Origin of the sequence: Natronorubrum sulfidifaciens JCM 14089, assembly GCF_000337735.1 — an archaeon.
Classification (GTDB): Archaea; Halobacteriota; Halobacteria; order Halobacteriales; family Natrialbaceae; genus Natronorubrum; species Natronorubrum sulfidifaciens.
In genome coordinates this window covers 61,636-85,469 of sequence record NZ_AOHX01000030.1, presented here as the reverse complement: position 1 = coordinate 85,469, position 23,834 = coordinate 61,636, and the positions used below count along the sequence as shown (strand labels likewise).

General features: G+C 63.0%; 22 protein-coding genes. 8 read left to right on the top strand and 14 right to left on the bottom strand.

All coding sequences use genetic code 11. The features are described from left to right. Positions 1 to 110: 110 nt before the first annotated feature. Together C495_RS07105 and C495_RS07100 are read left to right on the top strand one after the other, a co-directional pair. Complete coding sequence (locus C495_RS07105) at positions 111 to 632, top strand: hypothetical protein (RefSeq protein ID WP_008161385.1); 522 nt, start codon at positions 111 to 113, stop codon at positions 630 to 632. Between the two features lie 76 nt (positions 633 to 708). Further along, entirely contained in the window at positions 709 to 1,221 is a 513-nt protein-coding gene (locus tag C495_RS07100) for a hypothetical protein (RefSeq protein WP_008161382.1), read from the top strand. A gap of 146 nt (positions 1,222 to 1,367) precedes the next feature. Here C495_RS07100 and C495_RS18075 read toward each other — a convergent pair whose 3' ends face one another. The 6 genes from C495_RS18075 to C495_RS07075 form a co-directional block, all read right to left on the bottom strand. Further along, positions 1,368 to 1,526: a hypothetical protein gene (locus C495_RS18075; RefSeq protein ID WP_008161381.1), complete on the bottom strand. Its 159-nt coding sequence runs from the start codon at positions 1,524 to 1,526 to the stop codon at positions 1,368 to 1,370. Between the two features lie 221 nt (positions 1,527 to 1,747). Continuing rightward, on the bottom strand, positions 1,748 to 3,088 hold the full coding sequence (locus C495_RS07095) for an ABC transporter ATP-binding protein (RefSeq protein WP_008161379.1): 1,341 nt from the start codon (positions 3,086 to 3,088) through the stop codon (positions 1,748 to 1,750). Beyond that, entirely contained in the window at positions 3,085 to 4,251 is a 1,167-nt protein-coding gene (locus C495_RS07090; protein ID WP_008161377.1) for an ABC transporter ATP-binding protein, read from the bottom strand. The genes C495_RS07095 and C495_RS07090 overlap by 4 nt, the downstream gene beginning before the upstream one ends. Positions 4,252 to 4,254: 3 nt before the next feature. Next, positions 4,255 to 5,280, bottom strand: coding sequence for an ABC transporter permease (locus C495_RS07085; RefSeq protein WP_008161374.1), 1,026 nt, complete (start codon positions 5,278 to 5,280; stop codon positions 4,255 to 4,257). A gap of 24 nt (positions 5,281 to 5,304) precedes the next feature. Beyond that, entirely contained in the window at positions 5,305 to 6,303 is a 999-nt protein-coding gene (locus C495_RS07080; protein ID WP_008161372.1) for an ABC transporter permease, read from the bottom strand. Positions 6,304 to 6,341: 38 nt separating this feature from the next. Continuing rightward, positions 6,342 to 7,937, bottom strand: coding sequence for an ABC transporter substrate-binding protein (locus C495_RS07075; protein WP_008161371.1), 1,596 nt, complete (start codon positions 7,935 to 7,937; stop codon positions 6,342 to 6,344). A 198-nt stretch (positions 7,938 to 8,135) separates the two neighbouring features. Between C495_RS07075 and C495_RS07070 the strand changes: the two genes are divergently transcribed. Both C495_RS07070 and C495_RS07065 read left to right on the top strand, forming a co-directional pair. Continuing rightward, positions 8,136 to 8,555: a PPC domain-containing DNA-binding protein gene (locus C495_RS07070; protein ID WP_008161369.1), complete on the top strand. Its 420-nt coding sequence runs from the start codon at positions 8,136 to 8,138 to the stop codon at positions 8,553 to 8,555. 1 nt (position 8,556) lies between these two features. Next, positions 8,557 to 13,716 (top strand): DNA polymerase II large subunit, encoded by a 5,160-nt coding sequence (locus C495_RS07065; RefSeq protein WP_008161367.1) that lies wholly within the window; start codon positions 8,557 to 8,559, stop codon positions 13,714 to 13,716. A 216-nt stretch (positions 13,717 to 13,932) separates the two neighbouring features. On the opposite strand, the gene C495_RS07060 is transcribed toward C495_RS07065, so the two are convergent. Next, positions 13,933 to 14,841, bottom strand: coding sequence for an alpha/beta fold hydrolase (locus C495_RS07060; protein WP_008161365.1), 909 nt, complete (start codon positions 14,839 to 14,841; stop codon positions 13,933 to 13,935). A gap of 429 nt (positions 14,842 to 15,270) precedes the next feature. Between C495_RS07060 and C495_RS07055 the strand changes: the two genes are divergently transcribed. Continuing rightward, positions 15,271 to 15,564 (top strand): DUF7130 family rubredoxin-like protein, encoded by a 294-nt coding sequence (locus C495_RS07055; RefSeq protein WP_008161363.1) that lies wholly within the window; start codon positions 15,271 to 15,273, stop codon positions 15,562 to 15,564. Positions 15,565 to 15,610: 46 nt separating this feature from the next. Next, entirely contained in the window at positions 15,611 to 16,516 is a 906-nt protein-coding gene (locus tag C495_RS07050) for a ketopantoate reductase family protein (RefSeq protein ID WP_008161361.1), read from the top strand. A gap of 81 nt (positions 16,517 to 16,597) precedes the next feature. On the opposite strand, the gene C495_RS07045 is transcribed toward C495_RS07050, so the two are convergent. Together C495_RS07045 and C495_RS07040 are read right to left on the bottom strand one after the other, a co-directional pair. Continuing rightward, positions 16,598 to 16,957: a NifU family protein gene (locus tag C495_RS07045; RefSeq protein ID WP_008161360.1), complete on the bottom strand. Its 360-nt coding sequence runs from the start codon at positions 16,955 to 16,957 to the stop codon at positions 16,598 to 16,600. A gap of 86 nt (positions 16,958 to 17,043) precedes the next feature. Beyond that, positions 17,044 to 17,361, bottom strand: a complete 318-nt coding sequence (locus C495_RS07040; protein ID WP_008161358.1) for a DUF5783 family protein — start codon at positions 17,359 to 17,361, stop codon at positions 17,044 to 17,046. 152 nt (positions 17,362 to 17,513) lie between these two features. Between C495_RS07040 and C495_RS07035 the strand changes: the two genes are divergently transcribed. Both C495_RS07035 and C495_RS07030 read left to right on the top strand, forming a co-directional pair. Continuing rightward, positions 17,514 to 17,903, top strand: a complete 390-nt coding sequence (locus tag C495_RS07035) for a hypothetical protein (RefSeq protein ID WP_008161355.1) — start codon at positions 17,514 to 17,516, stop codon at positions 17,901 to 17,903. A 347-nt stretch (positions 17,904 to 18,250) separates the two neighbouring features. Then, positions 18,251 to 19,006, top strand: coding sequence for a PHP-associated domain-containing protein (locus tag C495_RS07030; RefSeq protein WP_049890195.1), 756 nt, complete (start codon positions 18,251 to 18,253; stop codon positions 19,004 to 19,006). On the opposite strand, the gene C495_RS07025 is transcribed toward C495_RS07030, so the two are convergent. The 5 genes from C495_RS07025 to hemC all read right to left on the bottom strand — a co-directional run bounded on the left by C495_RS07025 (position 18,998) and on the right by hemC (position 23,741). Continuing rightward, positions 18,998 to 20,494 (bottom strand): DHHA1 domain-containing protein, encoded by a 1,497-nt coding sequence (locus C495_RS07025; RefSeq protein WP_008161351.1) that lies wholly within the window; start codon positions 20,492 to 20,494, stop codon positions 18,998 to 19,000. The two genes, C495_RS07030 and C495_RS07025, sit on opposite strands and share 9 nt — an antisense overlap. A gap of 85 nt (positions 20,495 to 20,579) precedes the next feature. Continuing rightward, a complete protein-coding gene (locus C495_RS07020) occupies positions 20,580 to 20,948 on the bottom strand; it encodes a hypothetical protein (RefSeq protein WP_008161349.1) in 369 nt (122 codons plus the stop codon). Between the two features lie 119 nt (positions 20,949 to 21,067). Next, positions 21,068 to 21,802 carry a uroporphyrinogen-III synthase gene (locus tag C495_RS07015; RefSeq protein WP_008161348.1) on the bottom strand — a complete coding sequence of 245 codons (735 nt, stop codon included), beginning with the start codon at positions 21,800 to 21,802 and terminating at the stop codon, positions 21,068 to 21,070. 10 nt (positions 21,803 to 21,812) lie between these two features. Beyond that, a complete protein-coding gene (gene cobA / locus C495_RS07010; RefSeq protein WP_008161345.1) occupies positions 21,813 to 22,622 on the bottom strand; it encodes a uroporphyrinogen-III C-methyltransferase in 810 nt (269 codons plus the stop codon). Further along, entirely contained in the window at positions 22,623 to 23,741 is a 1,119-nt protein-coding gene (gene hemC / locus C495_RS07005) for a hydroxymethylbilane synthase (protein WP_049890194.1), read from the bottom strand. Positions 23,742 to 23,834 lie beyond the last annotated feature (93 nt).

Genomic DNA, 23,834 nt, shown 5'->3' with positions numbered 1-23,834 from the left:
TCAGTTTCCCCTGATAACGGCCGTGTCACCGCCGATTCTGCACGATTTATCAGTGTTCAATTTCCCGGTTGACCGCACCGTTTAATAGATGGGTGTTGACTTGTCACACGATGGTCGGCCCGCAGCCATCCCACGACACCGATGTCGACGACGAGTTCGGCCTCGAGAGCGAGGACTCGCGATATACGGTCACGACGTTCCTCTCGGCGCTCGTCCCGACGGCGCTCGCTCGGCGTGCCATCGCGATCTCACTCGAGACTGAGCAAGCCGTCTACGAACCCGACGAGTCCGTCGAGTTCACTGTCGAGTTCACAAACCGGCTTCCTGTCCCCGTCGCGGTTCCGACACCCCGACAGCGCCGCTGGGGATGGACGGTCGACGGCGACCTCGAGGCCAGCGACGAACGCCGCTTTACCCGTGATCGCCCCTCGACGTTCCGGTTCGGCGGCGGCGAGCGCAAGCGAGTCACGGTCACGTGGAACGGCCGCCTCGAGCGCGTTGAGGAGGGGGTACACGAGTCGGTCGTTCCCGAACCCGGCGAGTACGAGATTCGGGCGTTCATTGCGACCCGTGAAACGCGCCACCAGCCGAGCGACGCCGCGACGATCCGGATCGGCCGCGACACCGACTGACGTGACTCGTTATCACCGCTCTCGTCGTGTGACTGCCAGCAGTAATCGTTTAGGACAGTGTGTCGTAGTATCACACATGTCGCTCGAGCACGTCTTCGACCAACTTCCCGACCCGAGCTCCCACGCGTTTCCCGACTATTCGCTGCCCCGCGGGGAGCCGGTGGTACCGATCGCCGTCACGCGCGACGAACTCTCGACCGTCCTCGAACTGTACGAGACGTTCCAGATCGTCGATCCGACCGGGCTGGACTCGAATCCGTTTCTCGAGGCGGCGACGACGTACATGCAACAGACGTTCGGGATGCCACGGTACCGCCCGGACGAACAGCTTCAGGACGATATCGCGGCGTTACTCAACGACTTCTCGGACGATCTCAGCGGGGACTCGATGGGCGTCGTCGACGCCACACCAGCCCACCACCGGACGCTGTATTTCTTCCTGATTAGCTGTCGCGGCTATCACGCCGCGCCACACATCCGATTCCAGCCCGACGAAGCGGCAGTCGAAACGCTGTACGAACTCTACCAGCGAGTGACCGAACAGGACGTCTATCTCAAACATCCAGCGTCGGTGCTCGAGGATATTTGAGACGGTCTGTTGTAACGAGTTCCCCGCCGATCACCAGCGTCGGGATCGGTAATCGGCGGTCAGTGACGACAGCAGTCCGTATAACAGGGGTATTCAAAAGTGAACAAGAGAGACGGGACACGAACGGTGGGCATGGAATCGACCCCTTACCCGGTGAGGAACCCACCCGGTGGAATGCGCGTCGTCGGACGGCCGTCCTCGTCCGTCGACTGGTCGTCGCCGAACTGTGGGGAGTGGGCGACCGTTCGTCGTGCCTTTGCGAGTCGGTGCGTGCCTGCCGCGACTGCTGCAAGGATCTTACTCATGCAAGAGTAAATAGAAACGTCGAGTACATAAGTATTTTCGAGATGAAAGATCGTGTTGTTCAGCCGGTGAGAGCCACAGGTTCGCTAAGAGATCAAACAACCGTCCCAAACCATATTACGTCGATATGTGGCCGATCGTTCGAAACGAATCCTACGGTCCTCGAGGACACACAACAAACATACAAAATCAGATAGTTCGGTGGCGGGCCGACATCGTATCGCTACCGATGGAGGTGACACGCTGCGAAGTGTGTCCCCGATCCGTCCGCTGACTCGAGGTCGTAGGCCGGCCGTTCGCGAGCACAGATGCTCTGTTCGGCGAACGACTCGAGCAGCAGATCAGTCGCCTCTTCCCAGCCGTCGTGTTCGTCGTCCGACCCGTCCTCGTGGTCGGTATCCGTCGCGATCACGTTGATCGCGTCTTCGACGATTTCGCCCGCGTCCCCACGTGGGAGGTCGCCGTCGAAGAACTCCTGGCGAATCTCGGCGGCTGCCATCGGCTCGAACGTCCGCCGTTTGACCGCCCGCATGAACGCTCGAGTGTGTGCCCACTCCTCGTCCGTGAGCTCGTACGCCTCGGGCGCGATCAGCCGCGGACATCGGGTCCGAAACCGACAGCCCGACGGCGGGTTCTGCGGGCTCGGAACCTCGCCCTCGAGCACCCCGCGAACGCCCGACTCCCGCGGATCTGGGACGGGGATCGACTCGAGCAACGCCTTCGTGTACGGATGCTGTGGGTTCTCGAATAGTTCCTCTTTCTCGGCGATTTCGACGATGTGGCCGAGATACATCACCGCGACGCGGTCGGAAATGTGGCGAATTACGGAGAGGTCGTGGGCGATGAAGAGATAGGTGAGGCCGAACTCGTCCTGCAGGTCCTCCATCGTGTTCATCACCTGCGCCTGAATCGAGACGTCGAGTGCGGAGACGGGTTCGTCACAGACGACGAAGTCTGGGTCGACCGACAGCGCCCGGGCGAGGTTGATCCGCTGGCGTTGCCCGCCGGAGAAGGCGTGGGGGTAGCGGTTGTAGTGGCGCGGATCGAGCCCGACTTTCTCGAGTAACTCCTTTGCCCGTGCCTCGCGGCCTTCGTCGTCGAACATGTCGTGGGCGAGCATCGGCTCCTCGATGATCTGTCCGACCTTCATGCGGGGATCGAGCGACGACTGGGGGTCCTGAAAGATCATCTGGATCTCCGAGCGCTTCTGCCGGAGTTCCTCGCCGCTTAGCTCGGCTAAGTCGTCGTTTTTGAACGTGATCGTCCCGTCGGTCGGATCGAGCAGTCGGAGCAGCGTCCGCCCGAGCGTGCTCTTCCCACAGCCGGACTCGCCAACGAGCCCCAGCGTCTCGCCCATTGTGATCTCGAGGGAGACGTCGTCGACTGCTTTCACCTGGTCGACGCCAAAGCTCACTGGCGGGAACTGATCGGTCTCGAGGCTGATGCCCGCGAACAGCCCCGACTCGGACGCGAAATATTTCGACAGCCCATCGACCTCGAGCAACGTCTCCCCGTGGGGGATCTCGGTCTCGCCGAAGCCGATGGGGTCGTCGGGGGTGCTCATCGTGACTCACCCCCGTCCGTCGAGGCGTGTCCACCCCCGGCGGCTGATCCCCGCTCAGCTTCCGTCTCTCCGCCGCTCGGCTTGGCGTCCGCGCCATCCTCGAGGGGTACGCTCTCGTCGTAGCCCACATCGAAGACATCGTGTTTCACGCAGGCTGCTCGATGTGGGTGGCCGTCGGCACGATCGACCTCTCGCGCCTCTGGGTGCACACGCGTACAGACCTCGCGTGCGTCGGGACAGCGAGGATGGAACCGACAGCCGGAGGGTGGGTTGATCGCTTCGGGCATCACGCCCTCGATGGGTGTGAGCTCCTCGACGGTCCGGTCGGGCCGGGGCATCGAGTTGAGGAGGGCCTTGGTGTACGGATGGTTCGTCTCGTAGAACAGCTCGTCGACGGGAGCCTGTTCGACGATCTCGCCGAGGTACATCACGTTCACGCGATCACAGATTTCAGCGACGACGCCCATGTCGTGGGTGACCCAAATGAAACTCGTGTCGTAGCGCTCCTGTAAGTCGTCGACGAGATCTAAGATCTGCCCTTCGACGGTGACGTCGAGTGCTGTCGTCGGCTCGTCGGCGATGATCAGGTTCGGCTCACAGGCCAGCGCCATCGCGATGAGCACGCGCTGGCGCATCCCGCCCGAGAACTGGTGTGGGTACTCCTCGTACCGTTGTTCAGGGTCGGGAATGCCGACCTCACGGAGCATTCGGATCGCCTCGGCTTTCGCTGTCGAACTCGAGAGATCCCGGTTGAGTTCGATGAACTCCCGAAGCTGACCGCCCACCGTGAACACGGGGTTCAGCGACTCCATCGGGTCCTGAAAGATCACGGCGATCTCTCGGCCCCGAATCCGTTCGCGCATCGCTGCCTCCGAGAGCATGTCGGGGTGTTTCCGGAGGTCGCCGTCGGGACCCTCCTCGAGGTCGAAGATCGTCGTCCCCTTGTACTCGATCGTGCCGCCGACGATCTCGCCGGGACTCTCGACGAGGCGCAACAGGCTCATCGAGGCGACCGATTTGCCCGCGCCCGACTCGCCGACGAGGCCGACGATTTCGCCCTCGTAGACCTCGAAGGAGATGCCGTCGACGGCGCGGACGGTGCCGGTCTCTGTGAAGAACTGTGTCTTGAGGTTCTCGACGCGAAGGAGTGGATCGGAGCTCATGGGTTACTCTTTGATTCGTGGGTCAAGCGCGTCCTGTAGCCCGTCGCCGAACAGGTTGAAGCCCATAATGGTCACGAGGATTGCCAGCCCGGGCCAGATCGACAGCCAGATGTTCGAGTGCATGTATCGCCCGTGGGCGATGCGCAGCATCTCGCCCCAGTCGGGCGTCGGCGGCTGGGCCCCGTAGCCCAGAAACGAGAGGCCGGCGACGATCAGGATCGTCACGCCGATCTGCAACGTTGCGTACACCATCACGGGTGCGAAGCTGTTCGGGATAACGTGTCTGCGGATGATGTTTCGATCTTTGACGCCGGCGGCGCGGGCCGCCTCGATGTAGTCCATCTCCCGAACCGACAGCACGCGACTGCGGATGATCCGGGCGAACACGGGAATGAAGGTCAGCCCCACCCCGACCACGGCAAAGCGGATGTCGGGGCTGCCACCGCTGATGAAGACGATGAAGACGATGATCAGGACGAGCGGCGGGATCGCGTACAGTGTCTCGACGGCCCGCATCAACACGTCGTCGATCCGGCCGCCGTAGTAGCCGGCGACGGAGCCGATGATCGTCCCGCCGATCAGCCCGATCGCGGTCGAAAAGATCCCGACGCTGACCGATACCTGCGAGCCGTAGATGACACGGGTGAAGTAATCACGGCCCTGTGGGTCGGTCCCGAGCGGACTCGAGAGCGTGCCTCCGTCGAGAAACGCCGGCGGCTGGTTCGGATTGCCCTCGCCCGGTGGCGGCATCCGCGTCGGATGGTCGAAGATCGGGAGCGCCTCGGCCGCGGCGTAATCCGACACGGCACCGAACGTCAGCCGCGAGAGGTTGCTGTCGACGGCGGCGAAGGCCGCGATGAAAAGGACGATCGCAACGATGTAGAACCCGATTCGGGCCGTCGCGTCGCGTCTGACTTTCGCGAGGGTGTATCGCCAGCCGACACGCGTTTCGACCGCCTCGTCAGCCGTGTCACCTTCTGCGTGTGCGCCCGGCTCTTGGTCCTCGAGTTGTGATTCAGTTGTCGCCATCGTGGTACTCACCTCCGGTCATACTCACTCACGATCACCGTAGGTCACTCGCGGATCGATGTACGCATAGGAGATGTCCGTGATGACGACGCCGATCACGAAGATCGCCCCGAGCACCATCGTAATCCCCATCACGAGCTGGTAGTCCAGTTGCTGAATGGCCTCGATGAACAGCCGGCCCATCCCGTTGATCGCGAAGACGGTCTCGATCAACACCGCACCACCCAGCGCCGTCGAGAGGTTGAGCCCGACGATCGTGATAATGGGGAGCTGTGCCGACCGGAACGCGTGCTTGCGGAGGATCGTCCGTTCGGGCACGCCGTAGGCACGGGCGAGTGTGACGTACTCCTGTTGTAACGACTCGATCATCTGCGTTCGCTCGACCCGCATCAGCGTCGCCATCTGGAGCGTGCCGAGTGCGATCATCGGCAGGATCAGGTGTCTGATCGACTCGATCCAGTGTTCGATGTAGCCGCTGTGACCCGCCGCCTCGGGCGGCTGCCACGGGTACACCAGCCCGGCCGAGGGCAGGACACCGAGTTGGACCGCGAAGACGATGATCAGCATGATGCCGATCCAGAACGACGGCGTGCTGACGCCGACGAGCGCGACGATCCGCGAAACGTGGTCGGCTGGCTTGTTCCGTCGCTTCGCGGCGAGCACGCCCAGCGGGATCGCCGTCGCGAGCGCGAAGACGTACGCCGACAGCACCAACAACAGCGTCGGGCCGGCCCGCTCGAGCATGAGGTCGGCGACCGGGCGGCGACGGTGGATACTGTAGCCCAGATCGCCCTGAACGAGCCCGGTCATGTAGTTCCAGTAGCGGACGTGGACCGGCTGGTCGAGCCCGTAGCGTGCCTCGATCGTCCTGATGAGTTCTTCGTCGACTTCCTGCCCTTGTAGCATGAGCCGGACGGGATCGCCCGGAGCCAGATTCGCCAGCGCGAACGTGATGATGGAGATCCCGATCAAGACGGGGATCGCCTGCAGCAGCCGGAAGATCGTGTATCTGAATAGTCCCATTCGTTTGCCGGGTGGGTTCAGTTCAGGTGTCGGAGGCGTTACCCGTCCTCGAGACTGACGGTGGTCTCGTCGGAGACGAGCCGCGGGTTGTACGACACCGATGGGTGGGGCTCGAGACCCTGCACGTAGTCTTGCGCCGCGATCGTGTTGTGTTCGGAGTAGGCGGCGATCACCGGCACCTCCTCGACGATTTCGTCGACGATGTCGATGTACAGCTCGCGACGTTCGTCCTGATCGACGCTCTCACGGGCTGCCATGATGTCGTCGTGGAAGTCGTCGCTGCCCTCGTAGAAGTGTCCCTGTGCGATTCCTTCGTTGTCCTCGTGGAACAGGTTGTAGAGGTAGACGTCCGGGTCCGGGCCGCCGGTCCAGCCGAGGATGTACATTTCGTAGTCGTCCGCATCGCCGGTGACGTAGGTCTCGCCAAGCGTCGCAAAGTCGAGGCTCTGGACCTCCGCGTCGTAGCCGAGTTCGTCCAGTCGGGACGCGATCTGTTCGCCGAGTGCGATCCGGACGTCGTCCGGGGGGACGATGATCGTCGGGTTCCAGTCGTCGGGTGCGGCCCCATCGAGCAACTCCTGTGCCAACTCGGGATCGTATCCGGGGGATGTCTCTGCCCACTCGTCGGTGGGAAACTCCCAGCCCAGTTCGTCCACGATCGGCGGAATCGGTGACTCGAGTGCGGTTGCACTCTCGCCCAGATTCTGTTCGACGAAGTCGTCCAGCGAGAACGCGTGTGCGATGCCACGGCGGACGTCCGGATCGGTCGTTCCGCCGTCGTTGCAGTTGAACGCGACGTACATGTACGACGGACTCTCTGCCCGGTAGACCTCGATGCCGTCTTCGCCCTCGAGTTGGTCCCAGTCTTCCGGCGGGACGGTTGCGATCGCGTCCGTATCGCCCGCGAGGATCTGCGACACCCGGCCGGCGTCGTCTTCGGCCGCCTCGAACCGGACCGACTCGAGTTCGGGCTGGGGATCGCCCCAGTAGTCGTCCCAACGCTCGATCTCGACGTACTCGTCGGAGGCCCAGTCCACGAACGTAAACGGTCCCGACCCCACCGGATCGGTGTTGTACGCGTCGGTGTCTTCCTGTCTGACCGACGCGTTGACGACCGCTACGGCGAGTTGAATCTCGGTAAACGCGCCGTAGGGATGCTCGAGGTCGATCTGGACCGTCCCCTCGTCGACGGGTTCGGTGTTCTCGACGTCGATCATCTGGTAAGTCGGCATGTTCTGTGTCTCCTCTTCGACCGGCGCGGTTAGCGAGTGGACGACGTCCTCGGCGGTGACGGGGTCGCCGTTGTGGAACTCAGCACCGTCGACGAGTTCGACGATGTAGCGTTCGCCGTCGCGTTCCTCCTCGGGTTCGCCGGCCGCGAGCTTGGGCTGGAGCTCCAGATCGAAGTCGTACTCGTACAACCCGTTGTAGACGAGGTTGTTGATCTGGGCGCTGTAGGCGTCGAAGGCGACGACCGGGTCGAAGTCACCGTCCGGGCTCACTTCCTGCGTATACAGCAGGCCGTCCCCGGTGCCGTTGTCCCCACCAATACAGCCAGCAACCACGGCTGCACTGACCGCTGCACCTGTTGTGAGAACCCGCCGTCGCGTGGCGGTGAACTGATCGTGTACCATCTTGCTGAGGGACACGTTCCATGCATATTGGTAGCAGGGAACTACACCACACAAGAAGCTGTTACTGTGCCCGTATCTGTACAGTTTCGTCCACCGTTGTACGCCGCCACGGCCAGTGATGCCGTCCGGAACGGGGGGGATCAAGCCGGCGGGCCGAAGACCGGAGCGATTTTTGTTCTGGCCCCAGTGATAATACGTATGAACTACAGGGCGGTCGAGACGGATGCCGAGTATATCGCCCGCCTCGAGACGGGTGCCGACTGGCGGGCCGAGATCGAGTCGCTTGCAAACGACATCGACGCCGACGCGGCCTGGTTTAGCGCCCTCGGTGCGGTCCAGGACGCCGAAGTCTGGTTTTACGACCAAAAAGACTGTGAGTACTATCCGATCGAGTTCGACGAGCCACTCGAGGTCGCCAGTTGTGTTGGCAACGTTTCCCTGCTCGATGGCGACCGATTCGCACACACCCACGCCGTCCTCTCGGACGCCGAGGGTACCGCCGTCGCGGGCCACCTGAACGAGGCGACAGTCTGGGCTGGTGAGGTCTACATGCGCGTCTTTGAGGAGGAGTTAGTGCGCGAACACGACGAGACCACCGACCTCGACCTCTGGCTCTGATATGCGCGAGGAAGATACCCGATACTTCCAGCGCCTTGAGGACCAGTTAGACGAGGCGTTCGACGTCGCCGAGCGGGCCAAACAACGCGGCGGCGACCCGGAACCGGAAGTCGAAATTCCGGTCGCCAAGGACATGGCCGACCGCGTCGAGAACATCCTCGGCATCGACGGCGTCGCCGAGCGAGTGCGTGAACTCGAGGGACAGATGTCCCGTGAGGAGGCTGCCCTCGAACTCGCAGAAGACTTCGCCGAAGGCAGAGTTGGTGATTACGAGACGAAAGCAGGGAAGATCGAAGGCGCGGTTCGAACGGCAGTCGCGCTCCTGACCGAGGGTGTCGTCGCCGCCCCCATCGAAGGGATCGACCGGGTCGAACTCCTCCAGAACGACGACGGCACCGAGTTCGTCAACGTCTACTATGCCGGGCCGATCCGTTCGGCGGGTGGGACAGCACAGGCACTCTCCGTCCTTGTGGCCGACTACACGCGCGCGCTCGTCGGTGTCGAACAGTACAACGCCAGACAGGACGAGATCGAACGTTACGCCGAAGAGATCGCTCTCTACGACAAGGAAACCGGGCTCCAGTATACGCCGAAAGCGAAGGAGGCCAAGTTCATCGCGAAGAACCTCCCGATCATGCTCGACGGGGAGGCCACCGGCGACGAAGAGGTCTCGGGTTTCCGTGATTTAGAGCGCGTCGACACCAACAGCGCCCGTGGTGGGATGTGTCTCGTCCTCGGGGAGGGGATCGCGCTCAAAGCCCCCAAGATCCAGCGTTACACCCGAAACCTCGATGAGGTCGACTGGCCGTGGCTTCAGGATTTAATCGACGGCAACTACACTGCCGACGGCGGCGCTGCAGACGAGGAAGACGCCGATGCGGGCGACGGCGACGACGAGTCGGACGAGAGCGACGACGACGCCGAGTCGGCGGACGACGACAGTGACACCGAGTCGGACGGCCCGCCACGAGCCGAGCCGTCGGCGAAGTTCCTTCGCGACCTGATCGCCGGCCGGCCCGTGTTCTCCCATCCAAGCGCCAAGGGCGGCTTTCGACTCCGGTACGGCCGGGCGCGTAACCACGGCTTTGCGACCGGCGGCATCCACCCCGCGACGATGCATCTGGTCGACGACTTCCTCGCGACGGGAACACAGATCAAGACCGAACGCCCCGGCAAAGCCCACGGGATCATCCCCGTCGACAGCATCGACGGCCCCACGGTCAAACTGGCAAACGGCGACGTCCGCCGGATCGACGATCCCGAAGAGGCCCTCGAGATCAGAAACGGCGTCGAGAAGATCTTAGACACCGGCGAGTATCTGGTCAACTACGGCGAGTTCGTCGAGAACAACCATCCGCTCGCTCCCGCCTCCTACGTCTCCGAGTGGTGGATTCAGGACATGGACGCCGCGGGTGCAGACATACAGGCACTCGAGGACGACCCCCGAATCGACCTCGAGTTCCCCGAGGCCGAGCAGGCCCTCGAGTGGGCGATGGCGTACGACGCTCCGCTCCATCCCCAGTACACCTATCTCTGGCACGATCTCTCGGTCGATCACTACTGCGACCTCGCCGACGCCGTTGCCGACGGCCGAGTCGAGGATGATGCCGACGACGACGGCACGCTCGTCCTCGAGTACACGGCGTCGACTCGAGACGCTCTCGAGGCGCTCATCATCGAACACCGCCAGCGCGAAGACGCGGGGCGGATCGAGATCGACGACTGGCGACCGTTCGCCCGCACACTGGGGTGTGAGCCCCGACAAGCGGTCACTGACGGGGCGACACTCGACCCCGAGGGGCACGAACAGGCGTCGACGATCGAACTCGAGCGCACCTGGAGCAGCGACGACCTCTCCGAGCGCGCTCGCACGTGGGGCCACGAGGCCGAGGGCGACAACGCCATCGAGGCGGTCAACGAGGTTGCCCCCTTCAAGGTCCGCGAACGCGCGCCGACACGGATCGGCAACCGAATGGGTCGGCCCGAGAAATCCGAACGGCGCGATCTGAGCCCGCCGGTCCACACGCTGTTTCCCATCGGCGAAGCCGGCGGCGCACAGCGCAACGTCGCCAACGCGGCCAAACACACCGAGACGATGTCGGACACGCCCGGCGTCGTCGAGGTTCAGATCGGTCGCCAACGCTGTCCGAACTGCGAGACAGAGACGTTCAAGAACCGCTGTCCTGACTGTAACACCCGGACGACTCCCGACTATCGCTGTCCCGACTGCGACCAGCGAATCGAACCCGACGAAGCCGGCCGCGTCGAGTGTGGCCGGTGTGACCGCGAGGCCACCTGTGTCGAATCTCGCGAGGTCGATATTCACGAGGAGTATCGCAACGCCTTAGAGTCGGTTGGCGAACGCGAGAACGCCTTCGAGATCCTCAAAGGCGTCAAGGGACTCTCCTCCGCGAATAAAATCCCCGAGCCCATCGAGAAAGGGGTCCTCCGCGCGAAACACGACGTGAGCTCGTTCAAAGACGGCACCATCCGCTACGACATGACCGACCTGCCCGTCACGTCGGTTCGGGCCAGCGAACTCGATATCGACGTCGGCCAGCTGCAGGCACTTGGCTACGAAGAAGACATCCACGGCGACCCACTGACCCACGAGGACCAGCTGGTCGAACTCAAAGTCCAGGATATCGTCCTCTCGGATGGTGCAGCCGAGTTCATGCTGCAGACTGCCGCCTTCATCGACGATCTGCTCGAGCAGTACTACGGCCTCGAGCGGTTCTACGAGTTCGAGGACCGACAGGACCTCGTCGGCGAGTTGGTGTTCGGAATGGCACCGCACACGAGCGCGGCAACTGTCGGACGAGTGATTGGTTTTACGACCGCAGCCGTCGGCTACGCACATCCGTACTTTCACGCCGCCAAGCGACGCAACTGCTTCCATCCCGAGACAAAAGTCTGGTATCAGGACGAAGCCGACGAGTGGCATCACGAACCGATCGAGACGCTCGTCGAAACCCGGTTAACTGATCCCGAACAGGACGACTTCGGAACGCTCGTTCAGGAACTCGATGGGAACGTCACCGTTCCGTCGATTGATGATGCCGGGAGCCTTTCACGAAAGCCGGTTGAAGCGGTCTCAAAACATCCAGCACCGGACCATCTCGTTCGCTACGAGACGCGAAGTGGCCGCGAAATCACGCTCACTCCTGATCACGACGTCCACGTCTACGAAGATGGGGAACTCCGGTCGAAACGGGCGTCTGAACTCACGACGGCGGATCACGCGGTCGTCCCCGAACACCTCGACATCGTCGATACAGACACCGAACCGCACACCTTTGACCTTCTCGAGGAATTCCTCGATATCGACACTGTCGACAGCTCTCGGCTGATGATCAAAGGACTCGAGAAGGACCGACTGTACGAACGCTTCGAGGAGACGATCAGCCCCGAGTGGGACGGGACGTTCTATCCGCTTACGAGCACGGCCGACTACTTCGGACTGAGCAAGAAAACGTTCAGTAACTATCTGTATCGGGAGAGTTTCCCTGCTGATCTGTTGCTCGACCTGTTCGACTCTCGCGAGGCCTTCCTCGAGTTCGTTCCGGACGACGTCAGTCTTGGGATGCGACACGACCGGACCGAAATCGATCGACACGTTACACTCAACGAACGCGTTGGAACGTTGCTTGGCTACTACGCTGCCGAAGGATTCGCCCGAGCACAAGCGACGCCGAAAGGCACGATTCATCAAACGACGATCTGTGGCACCGAAGCCGAGGCTCGCGAGTTCTACGTCGATGTGCTTCGGGACGAGTTCGGTGTCGAACCGTACCACGAAAACGACGCCAAAGTAACCGCTTCGGGGCGACTTCTCCGTGCGTTCTTCGATTCGGTGCTCGAGGCGGGAATCTTTGCCGAGACCAAACGTGTTCCACAGCCACTGTTCGATGCAGCCGACGAGGTTATCGCTGCCTATCTTCGAGGCTATTTCAGCGGCGACGGCGGTGTCGATGCAAACGCGCTGTTGGTCTCAGCAACCACAGTCAGTAGCGAACTCAAAGAAGACCTCCTCGCATTACTGAGCCGGCTCGGAATCTGTGGCCGGGTTACGATCACCGACCCGGTTCCCCTCTGTGAGAAGTTCCCGGAATTCTATGAAATCGACGATCCGTCGATGACTGCGACATCGTACGTCCTCGAGATATCGTCCGAGGACGCGATGCAGTTCGCTGAGACTGTGGGCTTTCACTTGTCTCGAAAAGACAGTCGATTGCAGTCACACGTCGAGAATATCGTGCCAACGGGTCGTCGCGTCTTTGATGGCGGCGACGACGCGTATCTCGTTGAATCGATTTCGTCGGTCGAATATGTCGAATCGACTGTCGACTCAGTGTACTGTCTCACCGTTTCCGAGACACACTCGCTTGTCGCGAACAACATGTCCCAAAAGCAATGTGACGGCGACGAAGACTGCGTCATGTTGCTGCTTGACGGATTGCTTAACTTTAGCAAATCGTTCTTGCCAGATCAGCGTGGGGGGAAGATGGACGCTCCCCTCGTCATGTCCTCGCGAATCGATCCCTCCGAGATCGACGACGAGGCCCACAACATGGACATCGTCTCGCAGTATCCCCGTGAGTTCTATCTGGCGACCCGCGAGCAGGCCGATCCCGAATCAGTCGAGATCCAGATCGGCGAGGACACCCTCGGCACCGACGGCGAGTACACCGGTTTCGAGCACACTCACGACACCACCGACATCGCGATGGGGCCCGACCTCTCCGCCTACAAGACACTGGGCTCGATGATGGACAAGATGGACGCCCAGCTCGAGCTCTCGCGCAAACTCGAGTCGGTCGACGAGACTGACGTTGCCGAACGGGTTATCGAAGGCCACTTCCTGCCGGATCTGATCGGCAACCTCCGTGCCTTTTCGCGACAGGAAACCCGCTGTCTCGACTGTGGCGAGAAGTTCCGGCGGATGCCGTTGACTGGCGATTGTCGCGAATGCGGTGGTCGGGTCAACCTCACCGTCCACGAGGGCTCGGTGAACAAGTACATGCAGACGGCGATTCAGGTCGCCGACGAGTACGACTGCCGCGATTACACGAAACAGCGCCTCGAGGTCTTAGAACGCTCGCTCGAGAGCATCTTCGAAAATGACAAGAACAAGCAGTCGGGCATCGAAGATTTCATGTAGCTTGTCTCGAGGGCACGCCTTCGAGAGACTGCAGCGCTCGTGATCGGGTGGGCCGTTCGACTCTGCGGCCCTCGTGTAGTTCGGCGGCGTGTCCCTCCGGAGGGCCGTAAGAACCACGTTGGTCGACGCTCACCCCGGCCAGACGCCGATCTCGTGACCGGATCAGTCGTCTGGACTCCGTTCGGTCAGTGCCGGAAACTCGAGACACCAGCCCCCTCAGTCACTGGCTCGAGTCAACCCCGGAATCTGTCCTTTTGGATACTGTATCTGCGGCGTGTGTCGATGATCCGGGAGCCATTCGCGGAGACTCTGGTTGAACCGTTTTGGGCGTTCCCGTGGGGTCCAGTGGCCACAGTTGCCCACCAGATCCAGTTCGGCGTCGGGCAGTCGCTTCGCGGCGCGGATCGACCATTCGACGGGGACGAGCGGGTCGTCTCTGCCGTGGACGAGCAGCGTTGGGACGGTCAGTGACTCGAGGTCGTCGACGAAGTTCGTCGCGACGCGGCCGTTGAACGAGAGCTCGTTGCGCTGGAACTGCTTGAACGCCTGAATCGATCCCGGTTCCATGAGCTTTGTCCTGACGTCTTCGACGAACGGCTCGGGCAGTTCGCTGGCGTCGGCGACGAGACTGTCGAGGACCATGCGAACGCTCTCACTCGAGACGCTACAGGCGATCTTTCCGAACTCTGTGATGCCGGGGATCTGGCCGAGCAGCTTCCAGGGGAGCGCACTCGGAAGGCGGCCGCCGAGGCCGTAGCTGTCCACGAGCGCCAACTGCTCGACGCGGTCGGGATGTCTGAGTGCGTAGCCGAGCGTTGCCCCGCCACCCATCGAGATGCCAGCCAGCGAGACGCGCTCGTAGGGGAGCGTCTCGAGAAAGCCCTCGAGAACGTCGACGTACGTCTCGAGGGTGTGAGAGACACTGCCCGTGCTGTTGCCGTACTCCGGCCAGTCGATTCCGTATACCTGGTAGTCCTCGGCGAGAGCATCGATGGTGTGTCGCCACGAGACCGTTGCGTCGTCGATTCCGGCACCGTGACAGAGGACGACCGGCGGGCCGCTCGTTCCTGCCCGTCGGTAGGCGATCCGGCAGTTGCCGACGGTAGCGACACCGGTTCCGGTCATCCGTGGGTCACGCCATCACCGTGATGGCCAACCGATACTGCGTCGGCGAGTTGCTGGCGACTGGTATGACTATCCGTAGAGGGGGTTGAAGGACGCAGATGTGCCGATCGTCCGACACTCTCGTCGGCCATGCCACCGTTGGTAACCGACTGGGACCCCGCTCGGACTGATTCGAGACAACGCGGTTCGACTGGGAGCGTCCCGGCAGACGCGCCAGTGGTACGACCAACTATCACGACCACTTCTCTGGACGGGGGATGTATATTGTTTTCTATTACCGTGGGATAGATTGTCATGTATTCGACGAGATCTCTCGTCCGTGGACCCTCCTCGAGTATTCTATATCGCGTTCAGTAGTTTATCACTATAGCAGTCGACCTTTCTGTCTCCTGTCCCGCCTTTATGATCTGTCGGGGTGTCGGTCTAGCTATGGCCACAGAACGACCACGCCTCGGATTCGGAACGGACGTCTACACCGAAAACGGGGACAAAATCGGCCAGATCCGTGGCTTCGACGAAGAGGGATTTTACATCACGCTTCGCGACGGCTTCGAGGGAATGAGCATCGAACACGTCCGCTCGGGACACGAGTTCGGTGAGGCCCACCTGATGTGGCGCTGTCTCGAATGTGGCGAGATGGAGCCGCTCGATCACGACTTGCCAGACACCTGCCCATCCTGTGGTGCCGGCCGGGAGGAACTGTACTACTGGACCGAAGACTAGGTCGAAACCCGTTTTTATCGCGCTCGAGTCGGTACAGCCACTAGCCATGGAGATCGTCGTGTTCGGAGCCGGCAGCCTCGGGAGTCTCATCGGCGGCGTACTCGCGTCCGCCCCGTCCAACGAAGTCACGCTCGTCGCGCGCGCCCCTCACGCCAGCGCCGTCGGCGAGACGGGACTCGAGGTGCGCGGGGAACTCGAGGCCACGATCAACCCGACCGCCACGACCGATGGGCGAGGGCTCGAGGCCGACCTCGCGATTGTGACGGTCAAAGCGTTCGACACCGCTGCGGCCGCCGAGACGCTTGCGACAGGGTCGTACGACATCGTCCTTTCCGTACAAAACGGGATGGGCAACGAGGAGACGCTCGCTGACGCGCTCGCGTGTCCAGTCCTCGCCGGAACCGCCTCCTACGGGGCGATCTTACAAGAACCCGGCGTCGTCGAGTGCACTGGCATCGGCGATGTCGTGCTCGGTGCCCGAGCGGGCGGTCGCTCGGAGCTTGCGGATCGAATCGGTGACCTGTTCGCTGCGGCCGGCCTCGAGACGACCGTCGCCACCGATATGCCCCGTCGACTTTGGGAAAAACTCGCGGTTAACGCCGGGATCAACGCCGTGACGGCGCTGACGAATACCGAAAACGGCGCCGTCCTCGAGCCGCCGGCAGACACCCTCGCACGGGCAGCGGCCCGCGAGACCGCACGAGTCGCACGGTCGTGTGACGTCTCACTTTCGACTCGAGCGGCCGTCGCCAGCATGGAGTCCGTCGCGACCGACACGGCCACGAACACGTCCTCGATGCGCCAAGACGTCCTCACGGAACGCCGCACCGAGATCGACGCGATCAACGGCTACGTGGTCGACCGGGCCGTCCAGCAGGGTCTCGAGGTCCCGACGAACCGGATTCTCACGACGCTGGTGCGAACGTGGGAACGCGGGGTCGGCGTGCGCTGACTCGCTTTCGAACACGCCGACCCAGCCGTGCGCGACGCTGCTGGTCGATGTGATAAACAACAGTATCGGGGCTCGAAAACGTTAGAACGGAGCTTCGGGGCCTTCGTCCGCTTCGCCGTCGTCGTCGACGGTCTCGCCGGGGAACGATGGGCTCATGCCACCCATATCGCTGCCGCCCTCAGCGCCGGTGTGTGCGTGGACTTTCTCGATCTCGGGGATTTCTTTGACCATGCGGCTCTTGATCGCCTGAATCGTCATCGGCGAGATCCCACAGCCACTGCAGGCGCCACCGAGTGCGATACTGACCTCACCGGTCTCGCGGTTGAGATCCTGAATCGCCGCGCTGCCGCCGTGCATCTGAATCTGCGGGAAGTTTCGACGCAGGAAGTTCGCGACGCGCTCCTCGAGGTCGTCCCCGTCGTTCTGGGTCTCGGTACTCATAGGCCACCCTTGGGTGTGCGCACCCCTAAACCTTCCGTCATCCGCAATCGCTCGTCAACGGCGATGTCGGCCTGTGGCACCTGTCGTTAGTTAAATCCGAAGATCCGCTCGAGTTCGGTTTCGATCTCCGAAACGTGGCGCTCGAGGACCTGTTCGAACCGGTCTTCCTCGACGAGGACGCCTGTAAGCCGCCCGTACGGTTCGTCGGGAAGCTCGATCCGGAACGTTCCATCCCCTTCGTAGAACGGCTCGCTCTCGTTCAACACCTGCTGGTCGATCGCGTGGACGAGCTCGGAGTCGTACTGTTCGTTCATGCGGTTGAACGCGTTCTTGTACGCCTGCTGGAGTTCGGGGAAGTAGTTCGCGTACTTGTCTTCGAACTGCTCGGGATCGAAATCGGCCATACTCGAGTAGAGGTGAAGCGACGACAAAAGTCGGACGATCGGTCCGTCTCGGCGGTGATGACAGTGCGCTGATTCGGTATGGGGTGCCTACATACCGACGATGCGTACGCAAGCGGAACCGACACTCCGTCACGGGCTTCACAGAGAGTTACATGTCCCCCGATCATCCCCCCATTCCACGCGACAAGCTCCCTCCCGGATGGGGGCCTGCTGACTGCTGTGACGACCAGTTCGTCTATCGTCATCGCCAGCCAGCCATCGAACTCGTCGCCGATCGGACGTCTGCCGACCGGTCCCATCCCGGACTCGGACTCGGTCGCTGTTGGGAACTTCGCTATCGCTACGCCCTCACTGACTGGACGATCACTGAAGCGATCGGTCGGGTCTCGACTCGACGGGCCGCCGTCACGGGCATCCTCGAGTGTATGCATCGCATTCATGACTCCATTGACGAGCCAGCCGATCACGGTGAGGTTCGTGACGTTCTCGAGCGAGTGCGATTCTCCGATGTTATCCCGGACGACCTCACCCCGAAGGGCTGATGCGGGCTACGTCCCGACCACGGGCAGCGTCGGTGACGGGCGGGCAGTACCCACAGCAGACCGTCTGCCCCGTCTCGAGCCACGTGACCGACCGGCCGGTCAAGACACTGTTGGGGCGGTAAACGGGAGATTACGCATTTGTGAGATCGACGACATCGAGTCTCGCGACCGTCTCGTCATTCCTCGAGTTGCGTTGGGGAAGCGACCACGTTCAGCAGAATCGCCACGAAACACTCACTTTGTAAACCATATAGTGCGATACTAAATCAGTGCTATGACGACTGGCGGAGTGCTTATACTCCATCAGCAGAATAGATACTCGGACGCGACAGCCTCGAAATGGTCCTATGACAGCTCAGATCCCCTTTGCTATCGACTTCCATGTGCATTCGGATGACTCGTATGACGGCCACGAACCGATCGAACTCATCTTAGAACACGCGGCAGACATCGGCCTCGACGGCGTCGTCATCACCGACCACGACGAGATCAGTGAGTCACTCCGTGCTGCTGAACTCGCCCCGGAGTACGGACTGGTCGGCATTCCGGGAGTCGAAGTCTCGACCCGCCACGGCCATCTGCTGGCAATTGGTGTCGAACAACGACCAGATCCAGGGCAGCCGTTCATGGACACCGTCGAAACCGTCCGCGAACTGGGCGGAATCGCTATCGTTCCCCATCCCTTCCAGCGCAGCCGCCACGGCGTCCGCAAACGTCATATCAAAGACGCCGACGCGATCGAGACGTACAACTCGATGGTCTTCACTGGCTACCGAAATCGTCGTGCCCGGACGTTCGCCCGGCGACGTGGCTATCCGGAAATCGGCGCGAGCGACGCTCACTATCTCCCGAACGTCGGCAAAGCCTACACCGAAATCCTCGTTAGTCCCGATACTTCGAATCCGACGAAAGCCGCTATCGACGGCGACGACCTCGTCGAAGCGATCCTCGAGGGACGCACCCTGATCCGGGGGAAACGCACGCCGATCCACAAGAGCACGATTCAGTACACCAAAGGGGCTGTCCGAAAGTCGGCGTATCTGCTCACCTCGCGTGCGCCGCTGGTGCCGACGGTGCCGGCGTCGATGGACCGCTCAGGATAGCTGCTCGCCGACGATCGCGTTTGCCCGTTCGAGAAACGCGTCTTCGTCTCCTTTCGGAACCGTTGCCCCGGCAGCCACGTCGTGGCCGCCGCCATCGCCGCCGACAGCTCTCGAGGCCTCGCCGACGACGACGGAGAGGTCGAGGCCGTTTCGGACGAGACTGTGGGTGCCACGGGCCGAGACCTTGACGTGCTCGTCGTCTTTGTCGGCGAAGGCGATGATCGGCTTCGAGCGACTGATCCCCTGATTCCCCATCGCCATCCCCGCGACGATGCCGACGATCGTCTCGCGGATGCGATCGCCCGCGTGGAACCACTGAAGGTGATCTTCGTGGGTGACGCCCTCTTGCGTGACCAGATCGATTCCTTCGGAGAGGTTACGCCGGTGATCGCGCAGGAGCTTTCGGGCCCGCTCGAGCGCCTCTCCTCGATCACCGAGACAGACGCCGAGACCGACATCGGCGCGTTCGTAACGCGCGGTCGCGTTGAGCAGCGTCGAGAACTCGCTTGCATCCCGGAGTTCGGTGCCGACGGGTTCGTCGGGCAGGACGTACGCTGTGCTGACGAGCCCGTCGATCTTCGTCGCCGGAACGCCACTCGAGACGGCTCGTCTAACAAGCGCGCTGGCGACGGTCTGTTTCTCGTCGTTCGTGAGACTCGCCCAGCGTCGCCACTCGCCGTCGCGTTTCAACTCGAGGTCGAGGCCGTCGAGAAAGCGCAACGCGCCGTTTTGGTCGTTCGAGATGCCGGGAATGTGGACATCGGTGGCGTACTCGAGCAGTTTCGGCAGGGGCCGGGTCTGTTTGCCGTACAGTGCGAGGTCCTTGCCGGTCTCGAGGACGCCGGCGTCGACGCCCTCGGCGACGATCTTCGCGTTCGCACCGTGGAGTTCGCCGCCGGAGGCCTGCATGTCACCGACGGCACCGACGACGGCCAGCGCGGCGAGATCGCGGTTGTCCGCGCGGGCAGCAGTAGTTGTTCCGCCGTCGGTCGCGATCGACTCGTCCGGCGGCAGGTCTGCGACTGCGGCGAGTGCGCGCGCGAGGACGTAGCTCGCGCCGGCGCCGGAAAGTTCGGACGCGCCGTTGATGCCGAACAGCAGCGGGTTGAGGTGGTAGTCGGTGTCGACGCGGACCGACTCGCCGTCGTCGTCGATCGTCGCCGGCTGGTGGTGGTCCGCGATCACCGGGGTGAACGCGTTGTCGGCTTCGTACTCGCTGATGATATCGAGTTGGCCGCTCCCGAAGTCGGTAAAGAGGACGGTGTCGTACTCGGTCGCCGCGATCGCCGCGATCGCGTCTGCGTCGAGTTGTTTCTCGAAGACCGTCTCGAAGGGAATCCGTGCCCGCTCGAGCGCCTGTGTGGCGATCGCGGCGCTGGTCAGTCCGTCGGCATCGATGTGTGAGGCTAACAGGACGCGGTCGGCTTCAGCGAGCCGCCTTGCACAGCGCGTTGCACACTCCTCGAGTTCGGGAATCGGCCCAGCCATCGAGCTACCGTTGGGCCGGCTTGGCTCATAAAGTTGCGGTCTAGATCGTCGTGGCGTCTGTGGTTCGGTCGGACTCGAACGCCAGTCAGGCGGCGACGAGGATGAGGAGTTCCAGCGGCGCTTCGCGAGCGAGCAACAGGACGACGTTGTTCGTCACGAGCACGACGTAGAGGAGGACGACGACGACCACGAACCGGACGTCGAGCGGGTCCGAAAGCACGTGACCGATGCCGATTACGAGCCCGGCATAGCAGACGGCCGCGAGAACGACACCGGGGAGGCCGAACAGGCCGTAGAAGAAGACGGTGACGGGATTGAGTTCGGTTGCGTACGGGACCAGAAAGAACAGCGTTGCAGCAACCGTGTCGATACTCCAGAGGACGAAAAACGCCCGTCGGAGTCCGACCGACGCCGGCGGATCGAGTTTCCGTGAGAGCGACGTTGCGACTGCCATCTTATAGTCGCTATACAGGCTCGAGCGAGCGTGAGGACTAAGCTTGCGAGTGCTGGTTTGTGTGTAAATAACAGTCGCGCTGTTACGGACTCGAGCACGAACCGCCGGTTGCGTTTGCTCTATTCGCGAGTCGCCTCGAGCGTCTCGCGTGCGAGTGCCTCGAAGGTGGCATCCGCGGGGACGACGTCGATGTCGATCCCCAGCGCGGCGGCGGTGTCGGCCGTCGGCTTGCCGATGACGCCGACCATCACGTCCTCGAGTCCGGCGAGCGCCTCCTCGCGCACACCACGGGCGGCGGCGGCCTCGAGGAAGTGCTCGACGGTCAGCGACGACGTAAAGCAGGCGGCGTCGAGTTCGCCGGCGGCGGCCAACTCGGCCGACTCACCGCTGCCTTCGGGCCGGACCAGTCGATAGAGGATCGTCTCGTGGATGTACGCACCCGCATCCTCGAGGCCCTCGAGCAAGACCGCGCTGCCGTGGTCGCTGCGGGCGACCTCGATGCGTGCGCCGTCGACGTCGTCCTCGAGGGTCGCGACGAGGCCGCTCGAGGTGTACTTCTCGGGGACGATATCGACGGTGTAGCCCTCCTCGCGGAGCGCGTCGGCGGTCGCGGGACCGATCGCACAGACGGTGGCATCGCCGGGTTCCCAGCCGGCCGCGGAGACGAGTTCCGCGCCGGTTTTGCTCGTGAGGATCACGTAGTCGGCGTCGGTCCGCGGCGTCGCGTCGGTTTCCTCGACGGCCAACATCGGGTCGGCGACGGGCGACGCGCCCACGCCCTCGAGCAGGGCGACGGCGTCGGTGAGGCGGTCGTCATCCGGGCGAAAGACGGCGACGGTGGGTGTGTCACTCATGACGTTCGTACTAGCTCTCCTCGCGTGTGTCGCCGTAGTCGTTCCGAAGGAACTCGACGACCGACTCGCGGGTGCCGGCGACGTCGCCGATCACGGTCACGGCCGGCGGCGAGATGTCTTCGGCGTCACGGACGTCGACGATGGTCTCGAGGGTGCCCGTCGCAACCTGTTGGCCCGGCCACGTGCCGCGTTCGATCAGTGCGACCGGCGTCTCGGGGGCCATCCCGGCCTCGAGTAGCGCCGTCGTGTAGTCTGGCAACCGACCGACGCCCATCAGGACGACGATGGTGCCGCCGGTGGCGGCCAGCGCATCCCAGTCGACGCTCGACTCGTCTTTGGTCGGGTCCTCGTGGCCGGTGACGAACGAGACTGAAGAGGCGTGATCGCGGTGGGTGACCGGAATGCCAGCGACCGCGGGCGCGGCGATGGCCGACGTGACGGCGGGGACGACCTCGAACGGGATGTCGTGGGCAGCCAGATACTCGGCTTCCTCGCCGCCGCGGCCGAAGACGAACGAGTCGCCGCCTTTGAGCCGGACGACCGACTTCCCCTCGCGGGCGAGTTCGACGAGTCGCTCGTTGATCTCCGACTGGGGCGTGCGTTCGCCGCCGGCGCGCTTGCCGACGTCCTCGCGCCGGGCTTCGGGCAGGCGCTCGATGATCTTCGGGCCGGGGAGTTTGTCGTGGAGGACGACGTCGGCTGCCTCGAGCAGCCGCGTTGCCTTTACGGTCAGCAGGTCGGGGTCGCCGGGACCGCTTCCGACGAGGTAGACGGTTCCGGGTTCGGGAGCGATGCCGTTAGTGGCGTCCGTCGCTGGCATCTACGTCCCCTCCGGTGCGTCCTCGTCGTCGCTCTCATCACGAGCTTGGTCGATCAGTTCCGCCGCGCCGCGATCCGCCAGATCCCGGGCGAACTCGCGGGCCGCTTCGGCGTGGTTCTCGACGGGCAGGTCCCGGCTGCCGGTCACGGACTCTTTGCCGTCTTGATCGAAGACGTTCACGGTCGCGCGGACATACTCGCCTTGCAGGATCGCGTAGATGCCGACCGGCGCGATACAGCCGCCACCCAGTTCTGCGAGGATGGTTCGTTCGACCGTCGTCTCGACGCGACTGCGCGGGTGGTCGATCACGGATTGGATCTCGCGGGCCGTCTCGCCGTCGGTCGCCGTCACTGCGAGCGCACCCTGTCCCGGCGCGGGGACGAACGTCGATGTCGGGAGTTCATAGGCGTCGACGTAGTGGTCGAAGCCGCTGCGCTCGAGGCCGGCCTGTGCGAGCACGATGGCGTCGTACTCGACGTCGACCTCGCGGCCGAGCGCCTGCTTTTCGAGTTCCGAAAGGCCGTCGAACCAGTCGTCGACGGTCTGGTCGAACTCGGGTTCGAAGTCATCGTCACCAGTGTTGCCCTTGCGCTCTTTGTCTGCCTCCGATCGCTTCTGGTGTTCGGCCTGCAGTGTGGGCGCGAGCAACTTTTCGAGGCGCGTGTCGACGTTCCCCCGCAGTGGCTCGACCTCGAGGTCGGGACGCGCCGAGAGGAGTTGTGCGCGTCGGCGGAGACTCGAGGTGCCGACGGTCGCGCCCTCGGGCAGGTCCTCGAGCGTCGCGCCGTCGGGTGTGATGAGTAGGTCACCCGGCGGTCCTCGCTCGGGAACCCCTGCGGTCACCAGCTCTTCGGGCTGTTCGGTCGGCATGTCCTTCATCGAGTGGATCGCCCCGTCGAGGTCGCCCTCGAGGACGCGTTCGTCGAGTTCGCGGACGAACGCCCCCGTCTTGCCCAGTCGGTGGATTAGCTCGTCTCTGATCTGATCGCCCGTGGTGTCGACGGTCACGAGTTCGACCTCGTAGCGCCGATCCTCGAGGGCCGCCTGCACCAGCGAGGCCTGTCGCCGGGCGAGTGTGGACCCCCGTGTCGCCAATCGCAACGATCCGCGTGTTCTCATAGCCACCAGTCGGCGCTTGGGGTATGAAAAGCGCACGCTTGTCGGACGCCAGCCGCTCCCCACTCTCAAGAACATATTCGACCGTGAGTTTAT